This is a genomic window from Pseudomonas izuensis (genome assembly GCF_009861505.1).
Taxonomy (GTDB): Bacteria; Pseudomonadota; Gammaproteobacteria; order Pseudomonadales; family Pseudomonadaceae; genus Aquipseudomonas; species Aquipseudomonas izuensis.
On the sequence record NZ_WTFT01000012.1, the window covers coordinates 315,483 to 334,646 of the forward strand.

17 protein-coding genes are annotated in these 19,164 nt (G+C 62.1%); 3 read left to right on the forward strand and 14 right to left on the reverse strand.

Going from position 1 to position 19,164, the window contains the following annotated elements; all coding sequences use genetic code 11:
* Positions 1–54 precede the first annotated feature (54 nt).
* The 9 genes from GPL81_RS13530 to GPL81_RS13570 all read right to left on the reverse strand — a co-directional run bounded on the left by GPL81_RS13530 (position 55) and on the right by GPL81_RS13570 (position 11,848).
* Positions 55–1,410 (reverse strand): DUF1329 domain-containing protein, encoded by a 1,356-nt coding sequence (locus tag GPL81_RS13530; protein ID WP_160107115.1) that lies wholly within the window; start codon positions 1,408–1,410, stop codon positions 55–57.
* A complete protein-coding gene (locus GPL81_RS13535) occupies positions 1,410–3,257 on the reverse strand; it encodes a DUF1302 domain-containing protein (RefSeq protein ID WP_160107116.1) in 1,848 nt (615 codons plus the stop codon). Before GPL81_RS13535 ends, GPL81_RS13530 begins: the two co-directional genes overlap by 1 nt.
* A gap of 88 nt (positions 3,258–3,345) precedes the next feature.
* Positions 3,346–4,689 (reverse strand): MFS transporter, encoded by a 1,344-nt coding sequence (locus GPL81_RS13540; RefSeq protein WP_160107117.1) that lies wholly within the window; start codon positions 4,687–4,689, stop codon positions 3,346–3,348.
* Positions 4,690–4,792: 103 nt separating this feature from the next.
* Positions 4,793–5,533, reverse strand: a complete 741-nt coding sequence (locus GPL81_RS13545; protein WP_160107118.1) for a carboxymuconolactone decarboxylase family protein — start codon at positions 5,531–5,533, stop codon at positions 4,793–4,795.
* A 27-nt stretch (positions 5,534–5,560) separates the two neighbouring features.
* Entirely contained in the window at positions 5,561–6,382 is an 822-nt protein-coding gene (locus tag GPL81_RS13550; RefSeq protein ID WP_160107119.1) for an SDR family NAD(P)-dependent oxidoreductase, read from the reverse strand.
* 80 nt (positions 6,383–6,462) lie between these two features.
* Positions 6,463–7,518, reverse strand: a complete 1,056-nt coding sequence (locus GPL81_RS13555) for a beta-keto acid cleavage family enzyme (RefSeq protein ID WP_160107120.1) — start codon at positions 7,516–7,518, stop codon at positions 6,463–6,465.
* A 275-nt stretch (positions 7,519–7,793) separates the two neighbouring features.
* Positions 7,794–8,843, reverse strand: a complete 1,050-nt coding sequence (locus GPL81_RS13560) for an AraC family transcriptional regulator (protein ID WP_160107121.1) — start codon at positions 8,841–8,843, stop codon at positions 7,794–7,796.
* A gap of 22 nt (positions 8,844–8,865) precedes the next feature.
* Complete coding sequence (locus GPL81_RS13565) at positions 8,866–10,638, reverse strand: acyl-CoA dehydrogenase C-terminal domain-containing protein (protein ID WP_160107122.1); 1,773 nt, start codon at positions 10,636–10,638, stop codon at positions 8,866–8,868.
* A gap of 10 nt (positions 10,639–10,648) precedes the next feature.
* Positions 10,649–11,848, reverse strand: coding sequence for a 3-oxoadipyl-CoA thiolase (locus tag GPL81_RS13570; protein ID WP_160107123.1), 1,200 nt, complete (start codon positions 11,846–11,848; stop codon positions 10,649–10,651).
* Positions 11,849–12,092: 244 nt separating this feature from the next.
* On the opposite strand from GPL81_RS13570, the gene GPL81_RS13575 reads away from it, so the two are divergent.
* The 3 genes from GPL81_RS13575 (at position 12,093) to GPL81_RS13585 (ending at position 14,970) form a co-directional block, all read left to right on the forward strand.
* Positions 12,093–12,911 carry an IclR family transcriptional regulator gene (locus tag GPL81_RS13575; RefSeq protein WP_160107124.1) on the forward strand — a complete coding sequence of 273 codons (819 nt, stop codon included), beginning with the start codon at positions 12,093–12,095 and terminating at the stop codon, positions 12,909–12,911.
* A gap of 66 nt (positions 12,912–12,977) precedes the next feature.
* Positions 12,978–14,567, forward strand: coding sequence for a class I adenylate-forming enzyme family protein (locus GPL81_RS13580; protein WP_246218922.1), 1,590 nt, complete (start codon positions 12,978–12,980; stop codon positions 14,565–14,567).
* A gap of 91 nt (positions 14,568–14,658) precedes the next feature.
* On the forward strand, positions 14,659–14,970 hold the full coding sequence (locus tag GPL81_RS13585) for a Rieske (2Fe-2S) protein (RefSeq protein WP_160107125.1): 312 nt from the start codon (positions 14,659–14,661) through the stop codon (positions 14,968–14,970).
* Between the two features lie 78 nt (positions 14,971–15,048).
* Here GPL81_RS13585 and GPL81_RS13590 read toward each other — a convergent pair whose 3' ends face one another.
* From GPL81_RS13590 to GPL81_RS13610, 5 genes are all read right to left on the reverse strand, one after another.
* On the reverse strand, positions 15,049–16,056 hold the full coding sequence (locus GPL81_RS13590; RefSeq protein ID WP_160107126.1) for an Ldh family oxidoreductase: 1,008 nt from the start codon (positions 16,054–16,056) through the stop codon (positions 15,049–15,051).
* 103 nt (positions 16,057–16,159) lie between these two features.
* Positions 16,160–16,993, reverse strand: coding sequence for a substrate-binding periplasmic protein (locus tag GPL81_RS13595; protein ID WP_160107127.1), 834 nt, complete (start codon positions 16,991–16,993; stop codon positions 16,160–16,162).
* A 58-nt stretch (positions 16,994–17,051) separates the two neighbouring features.
* Positions 17,052–17,711, reverse strand: a complete 660-nt coding sequence (locus GPL81_RS13600) for an amino acid ABC transporter permease (protein WP_160107128.1) — start codon at positions 17,709–17,711, stop codon at positions 17,052–17,054.
* On the reverse strand, positions 17,708–18,349 hold the full coding sequence (locus GPL81_RS13605; protein WP_160107129.1) for an amino acid ABC transporter permease: 642 nt from the start codon (positions 18,347–18,349) through the stop codon (positions 17,708–17,710). Before GPL81_RS13605 ends, GPL81_RS13600 begins: the two co-directional genes overlap by 4 nt.
* Positions 18,349–19,158 (reverse strand): amino acid ABC transporter ATP-binding protein, encoded by an 810-nt coding sequence (locus GPL81_RS13610; protein ID WP_160107130.1) that lies wholly within the window; start codon positions 19,156–19,158, stop codon positions 18,349–18,351. Before GPL81_RS13610 ends, GPL81_RS13605 begins: the two co-directional genes overlap by 1 nt.
* Positions 19,159–19,164: the final 6 nt, after the last annotated feature.

Genomic DNA, 19,164 nt, shown 5'->3' on the forward strand with positions numbered 1-19,164 from the left:
GAAAAAAACCGCTGCCGAAGCAGCGGTAAAGGGCACAGCGTCGTGAAACGAGGATTACTTGCCGTAGCGGCGCAGGGCTGCGGGGCTGTAGTTTTCTTTCGAAGCTACCTGGTTGAAGACCATTTTCTGCTGGGTCTCGTTGGTCATGTAGTTCGTGGCGTAGCGACCCGAAATGAAGTCATAAGTGGCTTCCATCGCCTGGAACGGCACATCCACGTCCGGCAACTGAATCGGGTAGCTCTCGTACATGCGCCACAGTTCGCCACGGCTGTCGTACATCTCCGAACTTGCGATCTGCCAGTTGTCCTCGTCGATGTAGAAGCGACGCTTGCCGTACACATGGCGGGCATCGGGCTTGAGGGTCGCTTCGATCACCCAGACGCGGTGCTTCTCATAGCGTACGTACTGCGGGTCAATGTTGTTCTTCTTCAACAGGTCGGCGTATTTCAACGACTTGCTCGCCAGCTTGTAGCTGTTGTACGGGATCAGGCGTTCCTGCTTGCCGATCAGCTTCCAGTCGTAACGGTCCGGGGCGCCGTTGAAGCCACCCACGCCATCGGAGGTCAATTGGCCGTAGCTGTAGCGGGCACTGTTGTCGTAGGCCACGGTCGGTGCACGACGCACCCGACGCTGGCCGGGAATGTACTGCCAGGCACCGCGTGGCTCGGCGACCTGGTTGACCGGCTCGTGGACCATGGTGATTTCACCGGCCACACGGGACGGGCTCAGGGCGCGGATCATGCTGAAGTACAGGGCGTTTTCTTCCGGTTGCAGGTCGCTGACCGCCGAGCGGAAGTGCACGCTCTGCTCATAGGTCACCAGCGTGCTGGCACCACTGTCTTCGACGGTGGCCGAGGCCATTTCGCGCTGAACCGAGCTACCGATGTAACGCGTCAGGTGGTTCCACATGACTTCCAGGGGCTCGGTTGGCATCGGGAAAGGTACGCCGGTGTTGTAGCCGATGATGCCGTAGCCGTTTTCAGCCAGTGTCACCTTGCCGGCGTTATCACGGGTGGCCGCATTGATCTTGTCAGGCATGTGGGTGGTGCGGTGCGACGGGTAGACATTCATCCGGTAAGTCGGAAAACGCTTGAGCATCGCCACCTGCCCCGGCGTCAGCAGCTTTTCGTACTGAGCAGCATTGGTGCCGGTGATCACCATCAGCGGTTTTTCGCTGGCGAATGGGTCTGTGTAATCGCCATTGGCACTGGCGCTCAGGCTGCCCGGTTTCAGGCCGCCGTCCCAGGCCGGGATGCTGCCGTCGGCGTTCGTCGCACGCTCGCCCCCCATGGCATTGAGGCTGGAGCCCAACTTGGAAACGTCAGTGTCCTTGGCGTACAGCGATGCGCTGAGGCAAGCCGACGCCAGGACGGTCAAAACGAGGGGCAGTTTTTTCAGTTTCATGTTCATCAGAAGCTCACCTTAAGGTTGACCGACGCAAAGTCACGGTCGTCGAGGGTGCTGAAGTCGCCACCGAAGAAATCGTTGTAGTTGAACTCCAACGAGTAATTGGTGCGGTACTCAAACAGCAGCGAGAGGCCCACTGCTTTCTGTCCTTCCTGGAAGTTGGGGCCATAACCGTTCACGTCATGGCGGAAGTTGATGCTGGGGGTCACGACGGTCGAAGGCAGGATGCCTTCGTAGGCCAAGGCACCGCGCAGGCGGTAACCCCACGACCAGTCGGTGTAGAAGCCGCGGTTGTCGTTGCAGTTGTCGGCGTTGAGATTGGCAATCTGGCCGGCGTTGAGGTTGGCCGTGCCCGGCGTGATGCAGAAGCTGGCCGGCACCGCCGGGTTGAACGCGGTGGTGGTCAGCTCGCTGCGGCCAAAGGCACCACTGCGGCCGAAGCGCTCGTTACCCAGGTCAGCGATGTGGTTGACCGCACCTTCCGCGGCCCAGGAGAACTTGCTCGCGCCCAAGATGTTGGACACGCTGTCCGTGGCACCCAGCGAGAACTGCGACACCGGCATGCGCTTGTAGCCTTCGATCGGCGCCCCCAGGGCCGGGGTAACCCCCGGGTCGGTGAACGGCGTGTTGGGGCTGCGCAGCAGGAACTGGATGGTGTCGTTGCCGTTGAACCCCAGTGGCTGGTTCGGCCGGTAGCTCAACTCGCCGAACACGGCAGTGCTGCCGACCACGCCGTTGAGGCTCAGGCCGAACAGACGGATGTCTTCGGGGTAGACCGAGTTGTAACTGGCCGTCGAGATGTTCGCCAGCGAACCGCCCGGACCGGAAATCGGCTTGCTGACCGCAGTACCGTTGAACGAAGCGAAACGGCTGGCATAGTTGGCGTAGTACAGGCCCAACTCGGCATCGTTCAGGCTTTCGATGACCTTGTGCAGGGCAAAACCGTACTGGCCGCCGTCATGGGGGTAGTCGGTCTGGCCGCGCGGAACGAAGGTGCCGGCGCTCAACGCAGTCGCGGTGGTCTTGTCGCCAGTCAGACCGGCAACGATCGGGCCGCAGCCCTCCGGAGCAAAATCGGCGGACTGGAAAAAGGTGCCACAACCGTCCAGCACCGAAGGCCGGAAGTTGAATTGATAGAAGCCTTCCAGGCTGAGGGTGTCGTTCAGGCCGAAGTTGAACGAGACCATCTCGACCGGCAGTTGCCCTTCCTTGAGTTCAACACCCGGGCGGTTGAAGGCCGACACGTCCAGCGGGTTGATGGCGTTGATGCCGTTCTGGAAGAACAACGCTTCACCCCAGCTCAGTACCTGCTTGCCAACCTTGACGTTGAGCGGATGGTCGGCCACGTCGAAATTTTTCCAGACATAGGCGTCCAGGGTTTCGAAGCCCTGGAACTTCGCCAGGTCCGGCCAACCGGAATCGTCGAATTTCTTGAAGTCGCCGTTGCCGCTGTCCAGCGCGTGGTCATACCAGTACTTGAAGCGAACGAAGGCGCCCTGGTTGCCATCGTTCAGATCGAACTCGGTCAGGCCCTTGTAGACCTGCGAAATAGTGTCGTGCTTGGAGAAGTTCAGCCGGCCGTCGTCACCGTTGGTGTCGATGCCCTTGCCGTTCTTGCCGATGCTCCGGGCATCCGGGGCATACATCATGCCCGGGTCCGGGTTGCGCAACGCCCAGCTCTGACCGTAGGTCAAGGTGGTGTTGGTGGTCAGCGACCAGTCCTCGTTGACATCGAACTTCACGGCGTACGCCGACGGGCAAGTGAAGGTCGCGAGGGCGACGCCGACGGCCAGAAGGCTGGGCGTAAAACGCCGGTGTTGCAGGGTGGAGATGGCGGTACTGCTCAACATGCATGTCACCTATTTTTTGTTTTTAATGGTGAAGCGCTCCCCGCACCGGGGCCTTGGGGCCCCAGCGTGAGTGGCGTTGTGTGGCGTCTTAGATAGGGTTGGAGGTGCGCTCGTGCAGCAGTTTCGCGGGGATGCCCAGCAGCAGGACGGTCGCGCCGAACACCAGCAGACCGGCGATCACATCGAAGGCGACGAACAGGCTACCGGTCCGCGTCTTGACGGCGCCCACCAGCACCGGGGCGATCATCGCGGCGATGCCGCCCAGGCTGCTGATCAGCGCGATGCCACCGGCAGCGACCGGTCCGCTGAGGTAGGCCGGTGGAATGGTCCAGAACAACGGCACGGCCGACAGGCAGGCGGCGGCCCCCAGACTCATGAACAGGACCGACAGCTCAAGATTGCCCTGGAAGATACCGAGCAAAATGAAACTGGCAGCCCCCACCAGCATGGTCAACGCCAGGTGCCAGCGGCGCTCAAGGTGTTTGTCGGAACTGCGGCCGAGCAGGTACATGGCGACCAGGACGATGCAGTACGGCAGGCTGCTGATCAGCCCGATGCGGCCGATGTCGGCGAGACCGAAGCTCTGGATCAGGCTCGGCATCCAGTACGCCACGGTATTGGTGCCCGAATAGATGCAGAAGAACACCAGGCCGGCCATCAGCACACGCGGATCACCCAGCAGCTGTCGGAACGAGGCATGGGCGTTGTCCTTGCTGACATCCTCCACTGCCAGTTGCGACTGCACGATGGCCTTTTCATGAGCGCTGAGCCAGGGTGCATCCTGCGGTTTATCGACCAGCCAGAACCAGGCGAGCACGCCCAACAGCACCGCGGGAATGCCTTCGAAGACGAAGAGCACCTGCCAGTCGTGCAGCCCTGCCCAGCCATGGAAATGGGTCATGATCCAGCCCGCCAGCGGCCCGCTGACGATCCCGGCGAAGATACCGGCCATGATGAAAATCGAAGTAATGCGGCCACGACGCGAGGCCGGAAACCAGTAGGTCAGGTAAAGAATCACGCCGGGGAAAAAACCTGCTTCGGCAACGCCCAGCAAAAAGCGTGCGATGTACAGCCCGGTCGCGGAGCTCACCAGGCTGGTGCCAATAGTCACCAGCCCCCACAGCACCATGATGCGCATGATGGTCAGCCGCGCGCCCACCCGTTGCATGTAGAGATTGCTCGGCACTTCGAACAGCAGATAGCCGACGAAAAACACCGCCGCACCCAGCCCGTAGGCGGCATCGGTCAGTGCAAGATCTTCAACCATGCGCAACTTGGCGAAAGAAATGTTGATGCGGTCGATCGAGTTGATCACATAGGCGACAAACAGGAACGGCAGCAGGCGCCAGGTCATCTTGCGGAAAACCTGCTGTACCTCGTGTGCAGTTGCCTCACCCGTCAGGCACTGGCCTCGTTCAACCACGCTAGTCATTGCTTCTCCTCCTGCGACAGACGCATTGGAAACTTTTCTTGTTGTTCTTGGTCACGCCCACCGGCGCGTCTGGAAACAGGGCAGACAACCTGCCCTGCCCCGGTCATTGCGCAGCGGACAGCGCGCGCAGCTCTTCATCCAGCATCGGCACACCCAGCTCGCAGGCTTCAATGCCCTGCAGGCTGACGATCTTCAGCACTTCCAGCACCTGCTCGCGGGTCGCGCCCAGTTGCAGTGCCGCCTGAATGTGACGCCGCGTGCCATGGCCATATAAGTGAGTGATGGCGGCATCGCCGGCGATGCACAGAAACTCGATCCACAGCGGCGGCAGGATGCCGTCCTTCCACAACCCGAAGCCCATGCCGAGGAATTTCTCCAGATAGGCCGGATCCCACTTGTAGAGGGTCTCCCACAGCGGGTTGAACATCCCGTTGGCTCGCACCGCATCGCAGACCGGCGTCGCGCCCGCCGCCACCGGCTCGTCGGCAACACCGGCATTGGCCAGCTCCTCGGCGAGGATCGGCACCCCGAGCGCGCAGGCATGGATGCCGACCACGCTGGCCAGCTTGAACACTTCGAGAATCTGCGCACGGCTCACGCCCAGGCGCAGCGCGTCACGCACATGGCGCCGCACGCCGGGGGCATACAAATGCGTGGCGGTGACGTCGATGTTCAGACGGATCAGCGCCACCAGTTTCGGATCGAGGATGTCATTGACCTGACTGTCCTCGACCAGCGCCATGAAACGTTCGGTCCATGGCCCATCCCACTCGGCCATGCGGTCCAGGCGTTCATCGAACAGGCCGGCGGCGCGCAGCGCGTTGTAATTGGGGGTATCGCTCATCGTTCTTTTACTCGCTATGAAAGGAGGTCAGATCACGCCGCCGCCATTGGGGCTGAGCACCTGGCCGACCAGGTAATGCTCGCCCGCCAGATACAGCACGGTGCCGGCATACTCCTCGACCGTACCGAAGCGCCCCAGCGGAACTCCTTGCCACAAACGGTTGCGGGCCTCCTCGCCAATGGCGTCCAGGTAGTCATTGAACGCCGGGGTAGCGACGCCGCCCGGAGCCATGGCATTGACGAAGATGTTGGCGCCCGCCACCTCGTAGGCCACCGACTTGGTGAAGGCGATCACCGCGCCCTTGGTGGCGCAGTAGTGCGGGCTGTGCGCGCTCTTGCTGGACAGGCCGGCGATCGAGGCAATGTTGATAATCTTGCCGTCTTGCTGCGGCTCCATCAGCCTCAGTGCCGCACGGGTGCAATAGAACATGCCATGGACATTGACACCCCAGTAGCGGTGCCATTCCTCGTCGCTGATCGCGCTGGTGAAACCCAGCGAACGGCGCGGCTCGGGGCTCGACATGTAGCGGTACAACGCATTGCGGCGCAGGGTGTCGACCTCGCGGTTCGGCGTCAGCGCGGCATTGTTGACCAGCACGTGCAGGGTGCCGAAGCGCGCGACGATCTGGTCGAACATCGCGTCCACTTCGGCGCTCGACGACACATCGCAGCGAACAGCCAGACACTCTGCACCCTGTGCTTCAACAGCGTCCCGAGCCTGTGCCAGCGATTCTTCGCTGACATCGCAAATCACGACCTTCGCACCGGCCTTGGCAAAAGCAACGGCGCACGCCTTGCCCAAGCCGGGACCGACGCCGGTCACCAGGGCAACTTTTTTCAAAAGATTCATTGCACTCTCCATGGAAACGGGTGAATCAGGCGACCGGCAGTGAATTCGCCACCGGCGGCCTGCGTCCGGTCACGCGTGACTCAGTTCTGTCCCGGCACGGTAAAGCCGCGTTGACCCGGCTTGCGGTTCGGTGCCATGCCCAGCCGGGCGATGGTTTCATCAGCGCTGGTATAGGTTTCGCCGATCTTGTAGATCTCGCGTGCTTCCTTGCCGCTGGCAATCTCGCGACCCAGTTCCCGGGACAGGCGCACGGTCTGTTCGATCTGCTGGACAGAGGTCATGCGCTCGCCCTTGCGACCCCACAGGGTGTCTTCGATGCCGACACGCACATGCAGGCCCAGGGCGATCGCCATGGCGTTCATCGGCAGCACGGCGCGCATGGCACTTTCCATGGTCAGCACCGAGCCCGGCGGGGTGCGCTTGACGAACTCGATCATGTCGGACGGATCCAGGCCCGCCGCGCCGCCACCGATGGCGACGTAGTTGAGAATCAGGGGACCTGTGTACAGGCCCTTGCGAATCAGTCGGTCAACGGTTTCCAGCTGGTGCACATGGCCGAGCATGAAGTGCGGCTGGATGCCGGAGGCCTGCAGGCGCTTGAGGTGCTCGATGAAGAACGACGGACGCGCGTCGGAGACCATTTCCTGGTAGGCATTGAAGTAGGCAGGCTGTTCCAGGATGGTGCCGGCGATGTCATCGGCCGTCAGCAGCTCGCAGATGTTCATCTGGCTGGTGTTGATGGCGATGGTCACCTGGTCCGGCTTGGGCGACAGGTCGGCGAGCATGTGCCGGGTGTCGTAATCCAGCCAGGTGGCCGCCTGACCTTCGCTTTCCGGGGCGAAGGAAATCGAACCACCCACCTGAAGGACCATGTCCGGCACCGCCTGGCGCAGCAGTCCGAGCATCTCGTTGAACTTGCTCAGGCGCTTGGAGCCCTTGCCGTCTTCTTCACGTACATGAACGTGCAGCACGGTGGCGCCAGCGTTGTAGCAATCGATCGCTTTCTGGACCTGATCGTCCATGCTGACCGGAATATCGTCCGAGTCGGCAGGTGTCCATTGCGGACCATAGGGCGCCACCTGAATCACCAGTTTTTCCTGGTTTTCCGGGAACAAGCTGTCATCAAGGAAATGCATCGTAACTTCTCCGTCCTGTCTTATCGTTATTGAACGAATGAGCGGTGTAGCTGCTCGCTTGACTGAAAAGTTACTGGTTTCCGGGCCGTGGCTTTTATCATCCTGGCACCGGGTTTTATCATTTCGGCACATTTGCAGTGACCAGGGATAGGCGTGAACGGACCTGACTTTTGCGGATTGACCCGCTCTTGTAGGAGCAAAGCTTGCTCGCGATAGCGGTGGGTCAGACACTGCATGGTTGTCTGAAACACCGCCATCGCGAGCAAGCTTTGCTCCTACAGGGGGATACGTGAGTCCGTTCGACCAGGTTCGCGGCTTTTGCGCCACTCACGCGGCGTAGAGTCAAACCAGCGCTTGAATGCGCGGGTGAAGTTGCCCTGGGTCTCATAGCCCAGGCGGCTGGCGACCTCGGCGATGGGTAAATCCGGGTCAATCAGCAGGCGGGTGGCCATGTCCTTGCGAGTCTGCTCCAGGAGCACCTCGAAACTGGTCCGCTGTTCGCTCAAATGGCGATAGAGGGTGAAGCGGTGCACGGCAAAAAATTCAGCCACCCGTTCGGCCGAACATTCGCCCTGCAACAGCAACGCTTCAATGACCTGGCGTACGCGGCTGGCGAGGTCCTGACCTTCACGGCCTTGCAGTTCGTCAAGGTGGCCGCGCAGGAAGTCTTCGAGTTGGCGATCGTGCGCGGCGCGCGGTTTGTCCAGCAAGGCCTGGGGAAACAGCACTTCATGCTGCGATTGCCCGAACCACACCGGACAGCGGAAAAAATGTTCATACAACCCGGCCGAGCGCGGCTTGCGATAGGCGATACGCACCAGCGCCGGTCGCCAGGTATGGCCGACGATGAGTTCCATGATGGTGACGATGGCGGCCAGGTAAGCTGTCAGTAATTGATCGCTGCCTGGCACGTTGCCGACAATCGAAAGACGCAGGCCCGCATAGCCTCGTTCCTCGACCAGGCTCAGGTGCAGGCCGCGATACCACAACCCGCAGTAACGGATAAGGCATTCCGTGGCGGCGCGAACCGTGGCGGCGTTGAGTACGAGAAAGCGCAGTGGGCCGGCGTTTTGCAGGTTGGCCCGCTGGCCGAGCAACAAGCCCAGATGATCGCAGCCGGACAGCTCGGCCGCCGCTTCCAGAATCCTGCCGTGGGTGATGACAGGCAACGGGCTCAGGTGCTGCTTGAATGAGTCGGGATAAATGCCAAATCCGCCCAGCAATGGCCAGGGATCGACACCGTGCTCCTGCAGCACCACCGGCAACGAGACGAGCGCACCCACCGGAATGGACTTATCCGCCACCCGAGGACTCGCTCGCTTCATCGTCGGATCTCCCTGGTTGACGCTAGAACTGCTCGGGGTCAAAGGCCTTGAGCGTATCGGCGCCGGTGCCGATACGGTGCAGGTGTATCGTCGTTTCGGGCAGTATACGCTCGAAGAAGAATCGGGCAGTGGCCTGCTTGGCGCGGTAGAAATCGCCATCAACCGAACCTTGCGCAAGGTGGCGCTGGGCAATGACGGCCATCTTCGCCCATTGCAGACCGAACGCAACCAGGGCGGTCAGGTGCAGGAAATCGACCGCGCCGGCTGCCGTGGCCGTCGCATCTGCACTGCCCATATAGTCGACAGCCACCACCAGATCACCCAAAGCAATACGCAGCGCGCGCACCTCCATCATCTCGTCGGCATGCGCGTCGCAGAACGCGTCCACCAGCGTCAGGAAGCGTTGCATCGCCCGGCCATCGTCGAGCCTGAGCTTGCGAGCCGCGAGGTCCATCGCCTGTACACCATTGGTCCCTTCATAAAGCGGTGTGATCCGCGCATCGCGCTGAAATTGTTCCATGCCCCACTCGCGGATGTAACCGTGTCCACCAAAGCACTGCATGGCCAGGCCGGTGGATTCGACAGCCTTGTCAGTGCAATAGGCCTTGATCATCGGGGTGAGCAGTCCGAGCAGGTCGCTGGCGGCCTCACGCGTGGCCGGGTCCGGGTGCTTGTGTGCCAGGTCGACCTGCAGGCCGGCCCAATAGGTCAGCGCCCTGCCCCCCTCGACGAACGCGCGCTGGGTCAGCAACATGCGTTGCACGTCAGGGTGCATCACGATCGGATCGGCCGGCTGCCCAGGCGTCACCGCGCCACCCGGTGCACGGCCCTGCAAGCGCTCGCGGGTATATCGCGCGGCATTCTGATACGCCACCGAGGCCAGGCTAAGCCCCTGGACGCCGACCGCCAGGCGAGCGCTGTTCATCATCACGAACATGACGCGCAGGCCTTGATGCGGCTGGCCGATCAGGTAACCGGTGGCGCCGTCATAATTCATCACGCAGGTCGGGTTGCCGTGGATGCCCATTTTCTCTTCCAGGGAACCGCAACGCACCGCGTTGCGTTTGCCCAGCGAGCCATCGGCGTTGACCTGGAATTTCGGCACGATGAACAGGCTGATGCCCTTCACGCCCGGCGGTGCGTCAGGCAGGCGGGCAAGGACGAGATGGATGATGTTTTCCGCCAGGTCATGTTCGCCGGCGGAGATGAAGATCTTCGTCCCGGTGATGTGGTAGCTGCCATCCTCCCGAGGTTCGGCGCGGGTGCGCAACAGACCCAGGTCGGTGCCGCAGTGCGGTTCGGTGAGGTTCATGGTGCCTGTCCAGCGCCCCTCGATCATCGGCGGCATGAACAGCGCCTTCTGTGCCTCGCTACCGCCATTGGCGATGGCATTCACCGCACCATGGCTGAGACCGGCGAACATCGAGAAAGCCAGATTGGCACTGGTCATGATTTCCCGCACGGCAATGCCCAACAGGTGCGACAACCCCTGGCCGCCGAATTCGGGCGAGGCTGTCAGGCCGGTCCAACCACTTTGCGCATAAAGCCTGTAGGCCTCGCGAAAACCTGGCGCGGTCGTCACTTCGCCTTCGACCAGCTTGCAGCCCTGATGATCGCCGACGGCATTCAGCGGCATCAGCACTTCACTGGCGAGTTTCCCGGCCTCTTCGAGGATCGCGGTGACGACATCAGGCGTGGCCTCGGCGAAGCCCGGCAGGTCCGCGTAATGCTGCACTTGCAGCAGTTCATCGAGGACAAAGCGCATGTCCCGCAGGGGTGCGTTGTAAGTTGCCATGGTCGCCTCCTTATAGACGTTCGATCACGACAGCCAGCCCCTGGCCGACGCCAATGCACAGGCTGACCACGGCGTAGCGGCCACCACGGCGCTCCAATTCCCGCAGCGCGGTCAGCGCCAGGCGCGCACCGGAAGCCCCCAGCGGATGGCCGAGGGCAATGGCGCCGCCGTTGGGATTGATACGCGGGTCGTCGGCACGCAAGTCGAGCAGGTGCAAACAGCCCAGCACCTGAACGGCGAAGGCTTCGTTGATCTCGATCAGGTCCATGTCTGCCAGGCTCAGGCCGGCACGCTCCAGCGCCTTGGGAATGGCGAAGGCCGGACCAATACCCATCACCCGAGGTTCAACGCCACTGGCCGCACCGGCCAGGATCCGCCCACGCGGCTGGACGCCATGGCGCTCACCCAGGGCACGGCTGCCGATCAGCAAGGCCGCGGCACCATCGTTGATGCCCGAGGCATTGCCGGCGGTGACGACACCTCCCTCGAACAACGGCTTGAGCCTGGCCAGATCCTCGGCGCTGGCCTGCGGACGTGGATGCTCATCGGCCGCCACGGTGACCGTGCCCTTGCGCCCGGCCGGCGCCTGCACGGTAAGGATTTCATCGGCGAAGAAACCGTCGGCCAACGCCTTCGCATAGCGCTGCTGGGAGGCCAGGGCGAAAGCGTCGGCCGCCTCGCGTCCGATGCCGTAGTCATGGGCAACGTTATCGGCGGTTTCCGGCATGGTGTCGTCGCCGTACTGCGCATTGACCTTCGGATTGGGGAAGCGCGCACCGATGGTGGTATCGAAGAGCTTCGCGTCACGGCTGTAAGCAGACTCGCTCTTGCTCAACACAAAGGGCGCCCGGCTCATGCTTTCCACACCACCGGCCAGGTACAACTCGCCCTCGCCGCACGTGACTGCGCGGGCCGCGTCGAGAACGGCGGCCAGGCCGCTGGCGCACAGACGATTGACGGTCTGCCCGGGCACGCTGACTGGTAGCCCCGCTGCCAGCAGTGCGTTGCGCGCGACGTTGCGGCTGTCTTCGCCAGCCTGATTGGTGCAGCCGAGGATCACGTCCTCGATCTGCCCGGCAGAAAACGCCGAGCGCTCCACCAGGGCACGGATCAGTTGGGCGGCCAGATCATCCGGGCGAACCGGCGCCAGGCCACCGCCATGGCGACCGAAAGGCGTGCGCAAACCATCGTAGATATAAGCGTCGAGCATGTTCTGTTCCTTTTATTTTTGTTTCGCACAGCGGAACTGTGTTTTGATTTTTTATAAAGCCTACGCAAGTTCGTTCACCATTTGCAATCGATGGTGAAGTTTTACGACCAGAGAGAATTGAACCGATGGCTTTAATTGTTCCGCAGTGCGAAACTACGTTCTATTTTATTGACTATCGCTTTTTGCCTGTGCCAGCATCCGGCCGGCGATCGGCGAGCCACCTTCCGACGTACGAGGAATGACCATGACCAAGCGCAATGTTTTCGACACCGAACTCGACCAGCAAACCCTGGAAGAAGACCGCCAGTTCGTCACCGCCCTCGCCCGCGGGCTGGAACTGTTGCGCTGCTTTGGCCCGGGCGAGCGCTTGCTGGGCAATCAGGAGCTGGTCGTGCGCAGTGGCTTGCCGAAAGCCACGGTGTCGCGCCTGACCTACACCCTCGTGCGCCTGGGCTACCTGCAATACATCGCGAGCATGGGTAAATACGCCCTCGACACCGGCGTGCTCGCCCTCGGCTATGCACATCTGAGCGGACTGGACATTCGGCGGGCGGCACGACCGCTGATGGCGGAACTCGCCGAACAGACCCAGAGTTCGGTGTCACTCGGCGCGCGCGACCGCCTGAGCATGGTCTACATCGACAACTGCCAGGGCAGCGGCCCGCTGACCCTGCGCCTGGACATCGGCGCACGCATACCCTTGGCGACCACCGCCATGGGCCGCGCCTACCTCGCCGCATTGCCGGAACAGGAGCGGGACTTGCTCCTCGACCAACTGCGCGCCCGCGACCAGGCGCAATGGCCGGCGATTCGCGAAGAACTGGAAAAAGCCTTCCGCCAGTACCAGGACCAGGGTTTCTGCCTGTCCCTCGGGGGCTGGGAGAAGGACATCAACGCCGTCGGCGTTCCACTCATAAAACCTGACGGCTCCGGCGTCGTCGCCTTCAGCTGCGGTGGCCCGGCATTCGCCCTGCGCCAGCACATGCTGGAAGACGATCTGGGGCCGCGCCTTTCGCACATGGTGCGCAATGTCCAAGCCAATCTGGGCCGACAATTCCAATAAGAGGTCATGCATGATCAACGATCAGGAAACACTCAACCGGTTACTCGACAACGTGTCGCGTTGCGTATGCCAGCGCCCGCAACCTCATTCGACGTGCGGGGCAAACGTGAAATGCTGACGCGTGAAGACGTACTCGCCGGCCTGCCGGATTACCTGCATCAGATCATCGAACGCCATCCCTCCAGCCACGACCACAAAGCGGCGCTGTATGAGTGTGGGCAAACGATCAGCTACGGCGAGTTGCGCGAGGCGGTCGTTCGCCTGGCCGAGCAGTTCGAAAGCGACGGCATCCGCGCTGGCGATCGGGTCATGCTGGTCGCCGAGAACAGCTGTCTGCTGGTGGCTTCCGTTCTCGCACTCAGTCGCCTGCACGCCTGGTCCGTGGTCGTGAATGCGCGATTGTCGGAGGGCGAGATCGACAACATTCTCGCCCATTGCAGCGCCCGTCGGGTCTTGTACGGCAGCGCCGTATCGAAGGATGCCGCGGCCCATGGCGAGCGCGCCGGGGCGCAGTTGCGCATGGCGGCTGGCCTGGGCAGCTACCACCTCGGACCGCTGAACGAGCATTGCCAGCCCGAGCCTGTAGAGAACGACCCAGCGCGCCAGGTCGCGATCATGATCTACACCACCGGCACCACCGGCGCGCCCAAGGGCGTGATGCTGACCCACCGCAACCTGCTTTACATCGCCCACTCCGCCAGCCTGTTGCGTCAGCTGTGCAACGAGGACCGTGTCTACGCGGTGCTACCGATTTCCCACGTCTACGGCTTGTCGGCCGTGTGTCTCGCCACGCTGTTCGCCGGCGCCGCGCTGCAGCTGGAAGCGCGCTTCGACCCGCCCGAGCTGGCCCGCGCCCTGCGTGATGACGGCATTACCCTGATGCAGGGCGTGCCGACCATGTACGCCCGGCTGCTTGAGCTGGCGGACGCCGGCCACATCGAGCTGCACGCACCGCAATTGCGCTTCATGTATGCCGGTGGATCACCGCTGGACATGACGCTGAAAACTGCCGTCGAACAGCGGTTCGGCCTGCCCCTGCACAATGGCTATGGCATGACCGAGAGCTCGCCGACGATCAGCCAGACGCGCATCGACGCCCCGCGCGGCGATACCTCCGTTGGCCTGCCGATTCCCGGCCTGGAAACTCGCCTGATGAACAACGACCGCAGCGCCTGCGTCGCGCGAGGAGAAGTCGGCGAACTGTGGGTACGCGGTCCCAATGTGATGAAGGGCTACTACCGTGCGCCAGACAAGACCGGGGAAGTCCTGGCGGCAGATGGCTGGCTGAACACCGGCGACATGGCACGCCTGGACAGCGATGGCGCGCTATTCATCGTTGGGCGCAGCAAGGAGTTGATCATTCGCTCCGGCTTCAACGTGTATCCCCCCGAGGTCGAGGCCGTCATAGCGTCCTTTCCGGGCGTGGTGATCGCCGCTGTCGTCGGTCGCCCGGTGGAAGGTAATGAAGAGGTCGTGGCATTCGTTCAAGTCGCGAATCGCCCGTCATTCGATGTCGCTGACTTGAGGCTCTTCCTGGTTGAGCGCCTTTCTCCCTACAAGCGCCCCAGCCACATCCACGTGCTCGACAGCCTTCCTGCCACCGCGTCTGGCAAGGTGTTGAAGCATCAACTGAAGCTATTGGCCGAAGCGAACTGAGCCCGGCCATTGACGAGGCTCTCGCAAAAGAGCCTCGTCACGAAGCTGCTTCTTGATCAATCAGCCCCCTTCAACACTTGCAGGCGTTCCCATGAAACGACTGATCGAAATCCCGATAAACCGCCTGCCCGCCGAAGGACAGCGCATCTTGCTACGCCATGAAGAAAAGTCGGTTCTGCTATTGAATGTCGCCGGCACCTTCCACGCCATCGACGACAGTTGCCCGCACAGCGGCGCTTCCCTGTTTGCCGGCAAACTGCAAGGGAACATGCTGCAATGCCCGGCCCATGGGCTGCGTTTCAACCTCGACAAAGGTTGTCCGGCCGCGAAAGGACTGGAGGTGAGAACCTATCCAATCGACCGGCAAGGCGAGATCTGTATCGTGAATCTGTCCGGGTCTTGAGCCACTCGGTGAGCAAACCTAAAGGCCATTTGGCGATCATCTAACGCCCCTATCCCGGTGAACAATCGCGAGCCAACTCTATTCCACCTGCGCCTTGAACGCGTCGTACGCCGATAACGGCAGGCTGATGCCCTCGCGGACCGCACGGGCATAGGCTTGCTCTTTGGCCTTGCCCGGCAGGTAAACGCCCAAGGCTTCAAGCCGCGTCATCTGCTCGCCCAGCCGTGAGGCAAAGCACTCGTCCAGCAACCTGGGAGCAATGCCAATCACCAGCAAGCCAGCCCCCGGGGATTCGCTGCCGGCACGGAAATCTGCTGCATCCAGCGACCAATTGGCCCCCGTCAAACCCGCCGCGAGCACCTCGACCATCAACGCGATGTTGGCGCCGCGACCGCCCCCGAATGCCAGCAACGTCCCGTGCAGTGCCTCCCGCGCGCTGCGCGTTTCATTGCCTTGTGCATCAACCGCCCAGCCTGCCGGTATCGCCTCCCCCGCTTCAGCGGCCCGAAGCAGGTTTACGTAGGCCGTGGCGCTGCTGGCTTGGTCAATCGCCAGTAAACGACCCGCAGCACTGGCGGCGGCAAATGCGATGGGGTTGGTGGAGTACAGCGGCCGGCTCTGGCCCGCCACGGTGAGCAGCGGTGAGCCATTGGTGAACGCCAACGCGACCAGCCCCTCGCGCGCCAGGCGACGGGTGTAATAGCCCAACTCGCCACAGGTGAAAGCGTTGAACTGCGCAAACAGGGCGATACCCAGTTGATGCGCATTGCTGCACAGCACTGGGAAAGCGCGATCGAACCCCAGTTGCGCGATGCCTTGGGCCGCGTCGCAGCGGATCATGGCCGGCGCGACCTGGGTCACGAGGGGCTCGGCAGCCATGGCGATTCGGCCGGTGGCAAAGCCGCTGAGGTAGTCAGGCAAATGGCCGAAACCGACTTCATGTTGGCCATGGGCCTGGGCTGATACCGTGGCATTGGCAAGCGCCGAGGCCACGGCGTAGCTGGTGCCGTGGGCAAGGCAGAGCTGTTGTGCGAAGGTGGTGGCATCGGTCAGAGACAGGCGCTTGTAGGGTTTGTCGTCGTCCATGGTGGCTTCAGTGTTCTCGGATTGTAGGTGTGCCGCAGCTTGAGAACCTGCAGGAGCAGCTTTAGCCGCTCCTGCAGGATTTGTGTCGTTCAGTTGATTATCTTTACTGAATCATCCTCGGCTCACCCACCTGCGCAGCCTCGCGGTCCAGGCCAAACGAAGCGAGGATTTCAGCGATTTCGCCCGAGGCATGCAAGGCCTGGATGTTCTTGCCCAGCGCCTCGCCCAAGGCTGCGTTGGTCCTGGTGTACGGGAAGGCGCTCTGCCCAGGCTCAAGCGTGGCCTTGACCCGTTGATCGGGCTCGGACACCTTGATGCTCTTGCCGGGGTACGCGCCCTTCTGCTGCGAAGAAACCCCCACCGCGAAGCTGTCCGCGCCGACCTGGATGCGCTTGGACGCCAGGTCCTGGGCCATGGCCACCGGGTTCGGGTAGAGCACCAGATTATCGCCAAAAGCCTTCTTCAAATCGTCCACCCACAGGTAGCCCTGCACGGTGCCGATGCGCTTGCCGTCCAGTTCGGAAATCTTCGTGTAACCCTCATCCGAAATAATGCCCATCACGTCCAGGTACAACGGTGCCGACAACCCCAACGCCTTGCTGCGCTCTGCCGTGCGGTACCAGTCACCGATGCCGACATCGGCGCGCTTTGCCACCACCGCCTGCACCACCGCTGCGGTGTCCACCACCATGGTCTTGACCTTCAGGCATTCGCGCTCGGCGATGCGCTTGATGATCTCGCCATCCACACCGCTCAACTGGTTGTTCGGCCCCGGTATCGAGTAAGGCGGGAAGACATACGCCGCCACGGTCAGCACACCCGGCGTAATGGTTTCAAACTGGTTCGCCGGGGTGCATTCGGCCAGGGCGTACGGCGCGCCGGCCAGGGTCGAACACAAGAACATCCAACGGGTAAAATGTTTGAATGAGCGAGTCATCACGTCACCTTTGCAATAAGAGAGCAGCAGCCGAAAACGGCGTGAGTGGCATTTGTTGTTATGGCTGGCTGGGTGCCAGTCTTTTTTCCAGCGCTGCCACGCCCAGGGTCGCCGGAGCGCAGACAGCGGCATACATCAAACCGGCCAGAATCAGCACCGGCATGTACTCAAACGTGGAGGAACCAATGGAGGACGCCCGGCTGACAATCTCTGGCAGGGCGATGGTGAAACACAGCGACGAGGCCTGGAACATCATGATCGAGAACCCCAGCAGCGACGGCAGCGCTACCCGCAAGGCCTGGGGCAGGATCACAAAGCGCAGGGCGTCGAACCGGTTGAGGCCGATCACCTCAGCGGCCTCGGTTTGCCCTGGGGCCACCGCCTCGATGCCACCGCGAATGATTTCACTGGTGTAGGCCGCCGTGCAGTACGCCATGGCCAGCGCGGCAGCCCAGAACGAGGTCAAGGTCAGGTTGACGCTGGGCAGGCCAAAGTAAAAATACTGCAGCAGGATCAACGCCGGCGCACCGCGCCCAAACTCCACGATGACCAAAGACGGGTAACGCAACCAGCGGCTCGGGGCCGAGACACTGAGTGCCAGCACCAGCCCCAGAACAATACCCAGGCCCAGGCTCACCGCCGTGACCTGCATCGACAGCACAAAGCCCTTCCACAACTCCGGCAGCCATTGGGCCCACATCGTCAGCAGTTCGCTCATCGGGCAATCCTCTGTTTCAACGTGGCCGAGAGCCAACGGGAGAACAAGGCCACCGGCACGCTGAGCACCAGGTAAACCAGCGCCGCCGCGCTGTAGACGCTCAGGCCCTGAAAGGTTTGTTGTGAAACCTGATAGGCCTGGAAGCTGATATCGCCGACGCCAATGGTCGAGGCCACGGCCGAATCCTTGAGCAGGCCAATGGCGTAGGTGGCCGAGGTGGGGATGGCGATGCGCACCAACTGCGGTAACACCACATCGAAAAACCGTTGCGATGCCGACAGGTTAAGCACATAGGCGGCTTCGAATTGCCCGGTGGGAATCGCCGCGAAAGCACCGCGGTACACCTCGGACATGTGCGCCGCCGTAATCAGCCCCAGGCCGACCACTGCCGCGGTAAACGGCGACAGGCTGATATAGCCGCCACCGATGCCAAAGAAGATGAAAAACAGCCAGACAATCGGCGGAATGGAGCGCAGGGTCAGCACCAGCATGGCCGCCAGAAAACGCAGGGGCTTGACCCTGGACAGGCGCAGGGCACAGATCGGAAACCCCAGCACCACGCCGACGCAGAAGGCGAGCACGGTGACAGCAATGGTCCACGGCACACCGTTCAACAGCATCATCAGGATGTCTTGCATCAGCGATTCCTCACGGCCTGGAGGAACTGGATCACCCGTTCATGCTCGGGCTGGCGCATCACTTGCTGGCTCGGCCCCTGCTCGATGATTCGCCCCTCGGCCATCACTACCACGCGGTCGGACACGGTTTCGGCGAAGTGCATTTCGTGGGTCACGACGATCATCGACATTCCTTCGCAGGCGAGCTCTTTCATCACCGCCAGCACCTCCAGGCCGAGCTCGGGGTCCAGCGCCGAGGTCGGCTCATCGAACAGCATCAATTCAGGGTCCAATGCCAGGGCGCGGGCGATGGCGATCCGTTGTTGCTGGCCACCGGAGCAGCGCGCCGGATAATGCTGGGCCTTGTCGGCCAACCCCACGCGTTCGAGCAGTTGCATGGAGCGGGCGTCGGCCTCTTTGGCGCTGCGGCCCAAGGTACGGATTTGCGCCAGGCTGACATTGCGCAGTACCGTCAGGTGCGGAAAAAGATTAAACGACTGGAACACCATGCCAATGCGCCGGCGCAGCTTGAGCAGCTCTGTACGGGGCAGCGTCTTGCCAGCTTCGATGTGCACGCCATCCATACTGACCCGGCCCTGGGTCGGCGGCTCCAACTGATTGATACAGCGCAGCAAGGTACTTTTGCCCGAACCACTAGGCCCAATAATGGCCACCACCTCGCCCTTGCTCATTTCAAAACACACGTCGTGCAGGACGGGATAGGGGCCAAACTGTTTATGAATGCCCTCCAGGCGCAAGAACGGTTCGGCGCTGGCCGCTGGGCGCGGCGCCAAGGAGGGCGCGGTTTCGATCACGGTCATACTGCTCATGGTTTT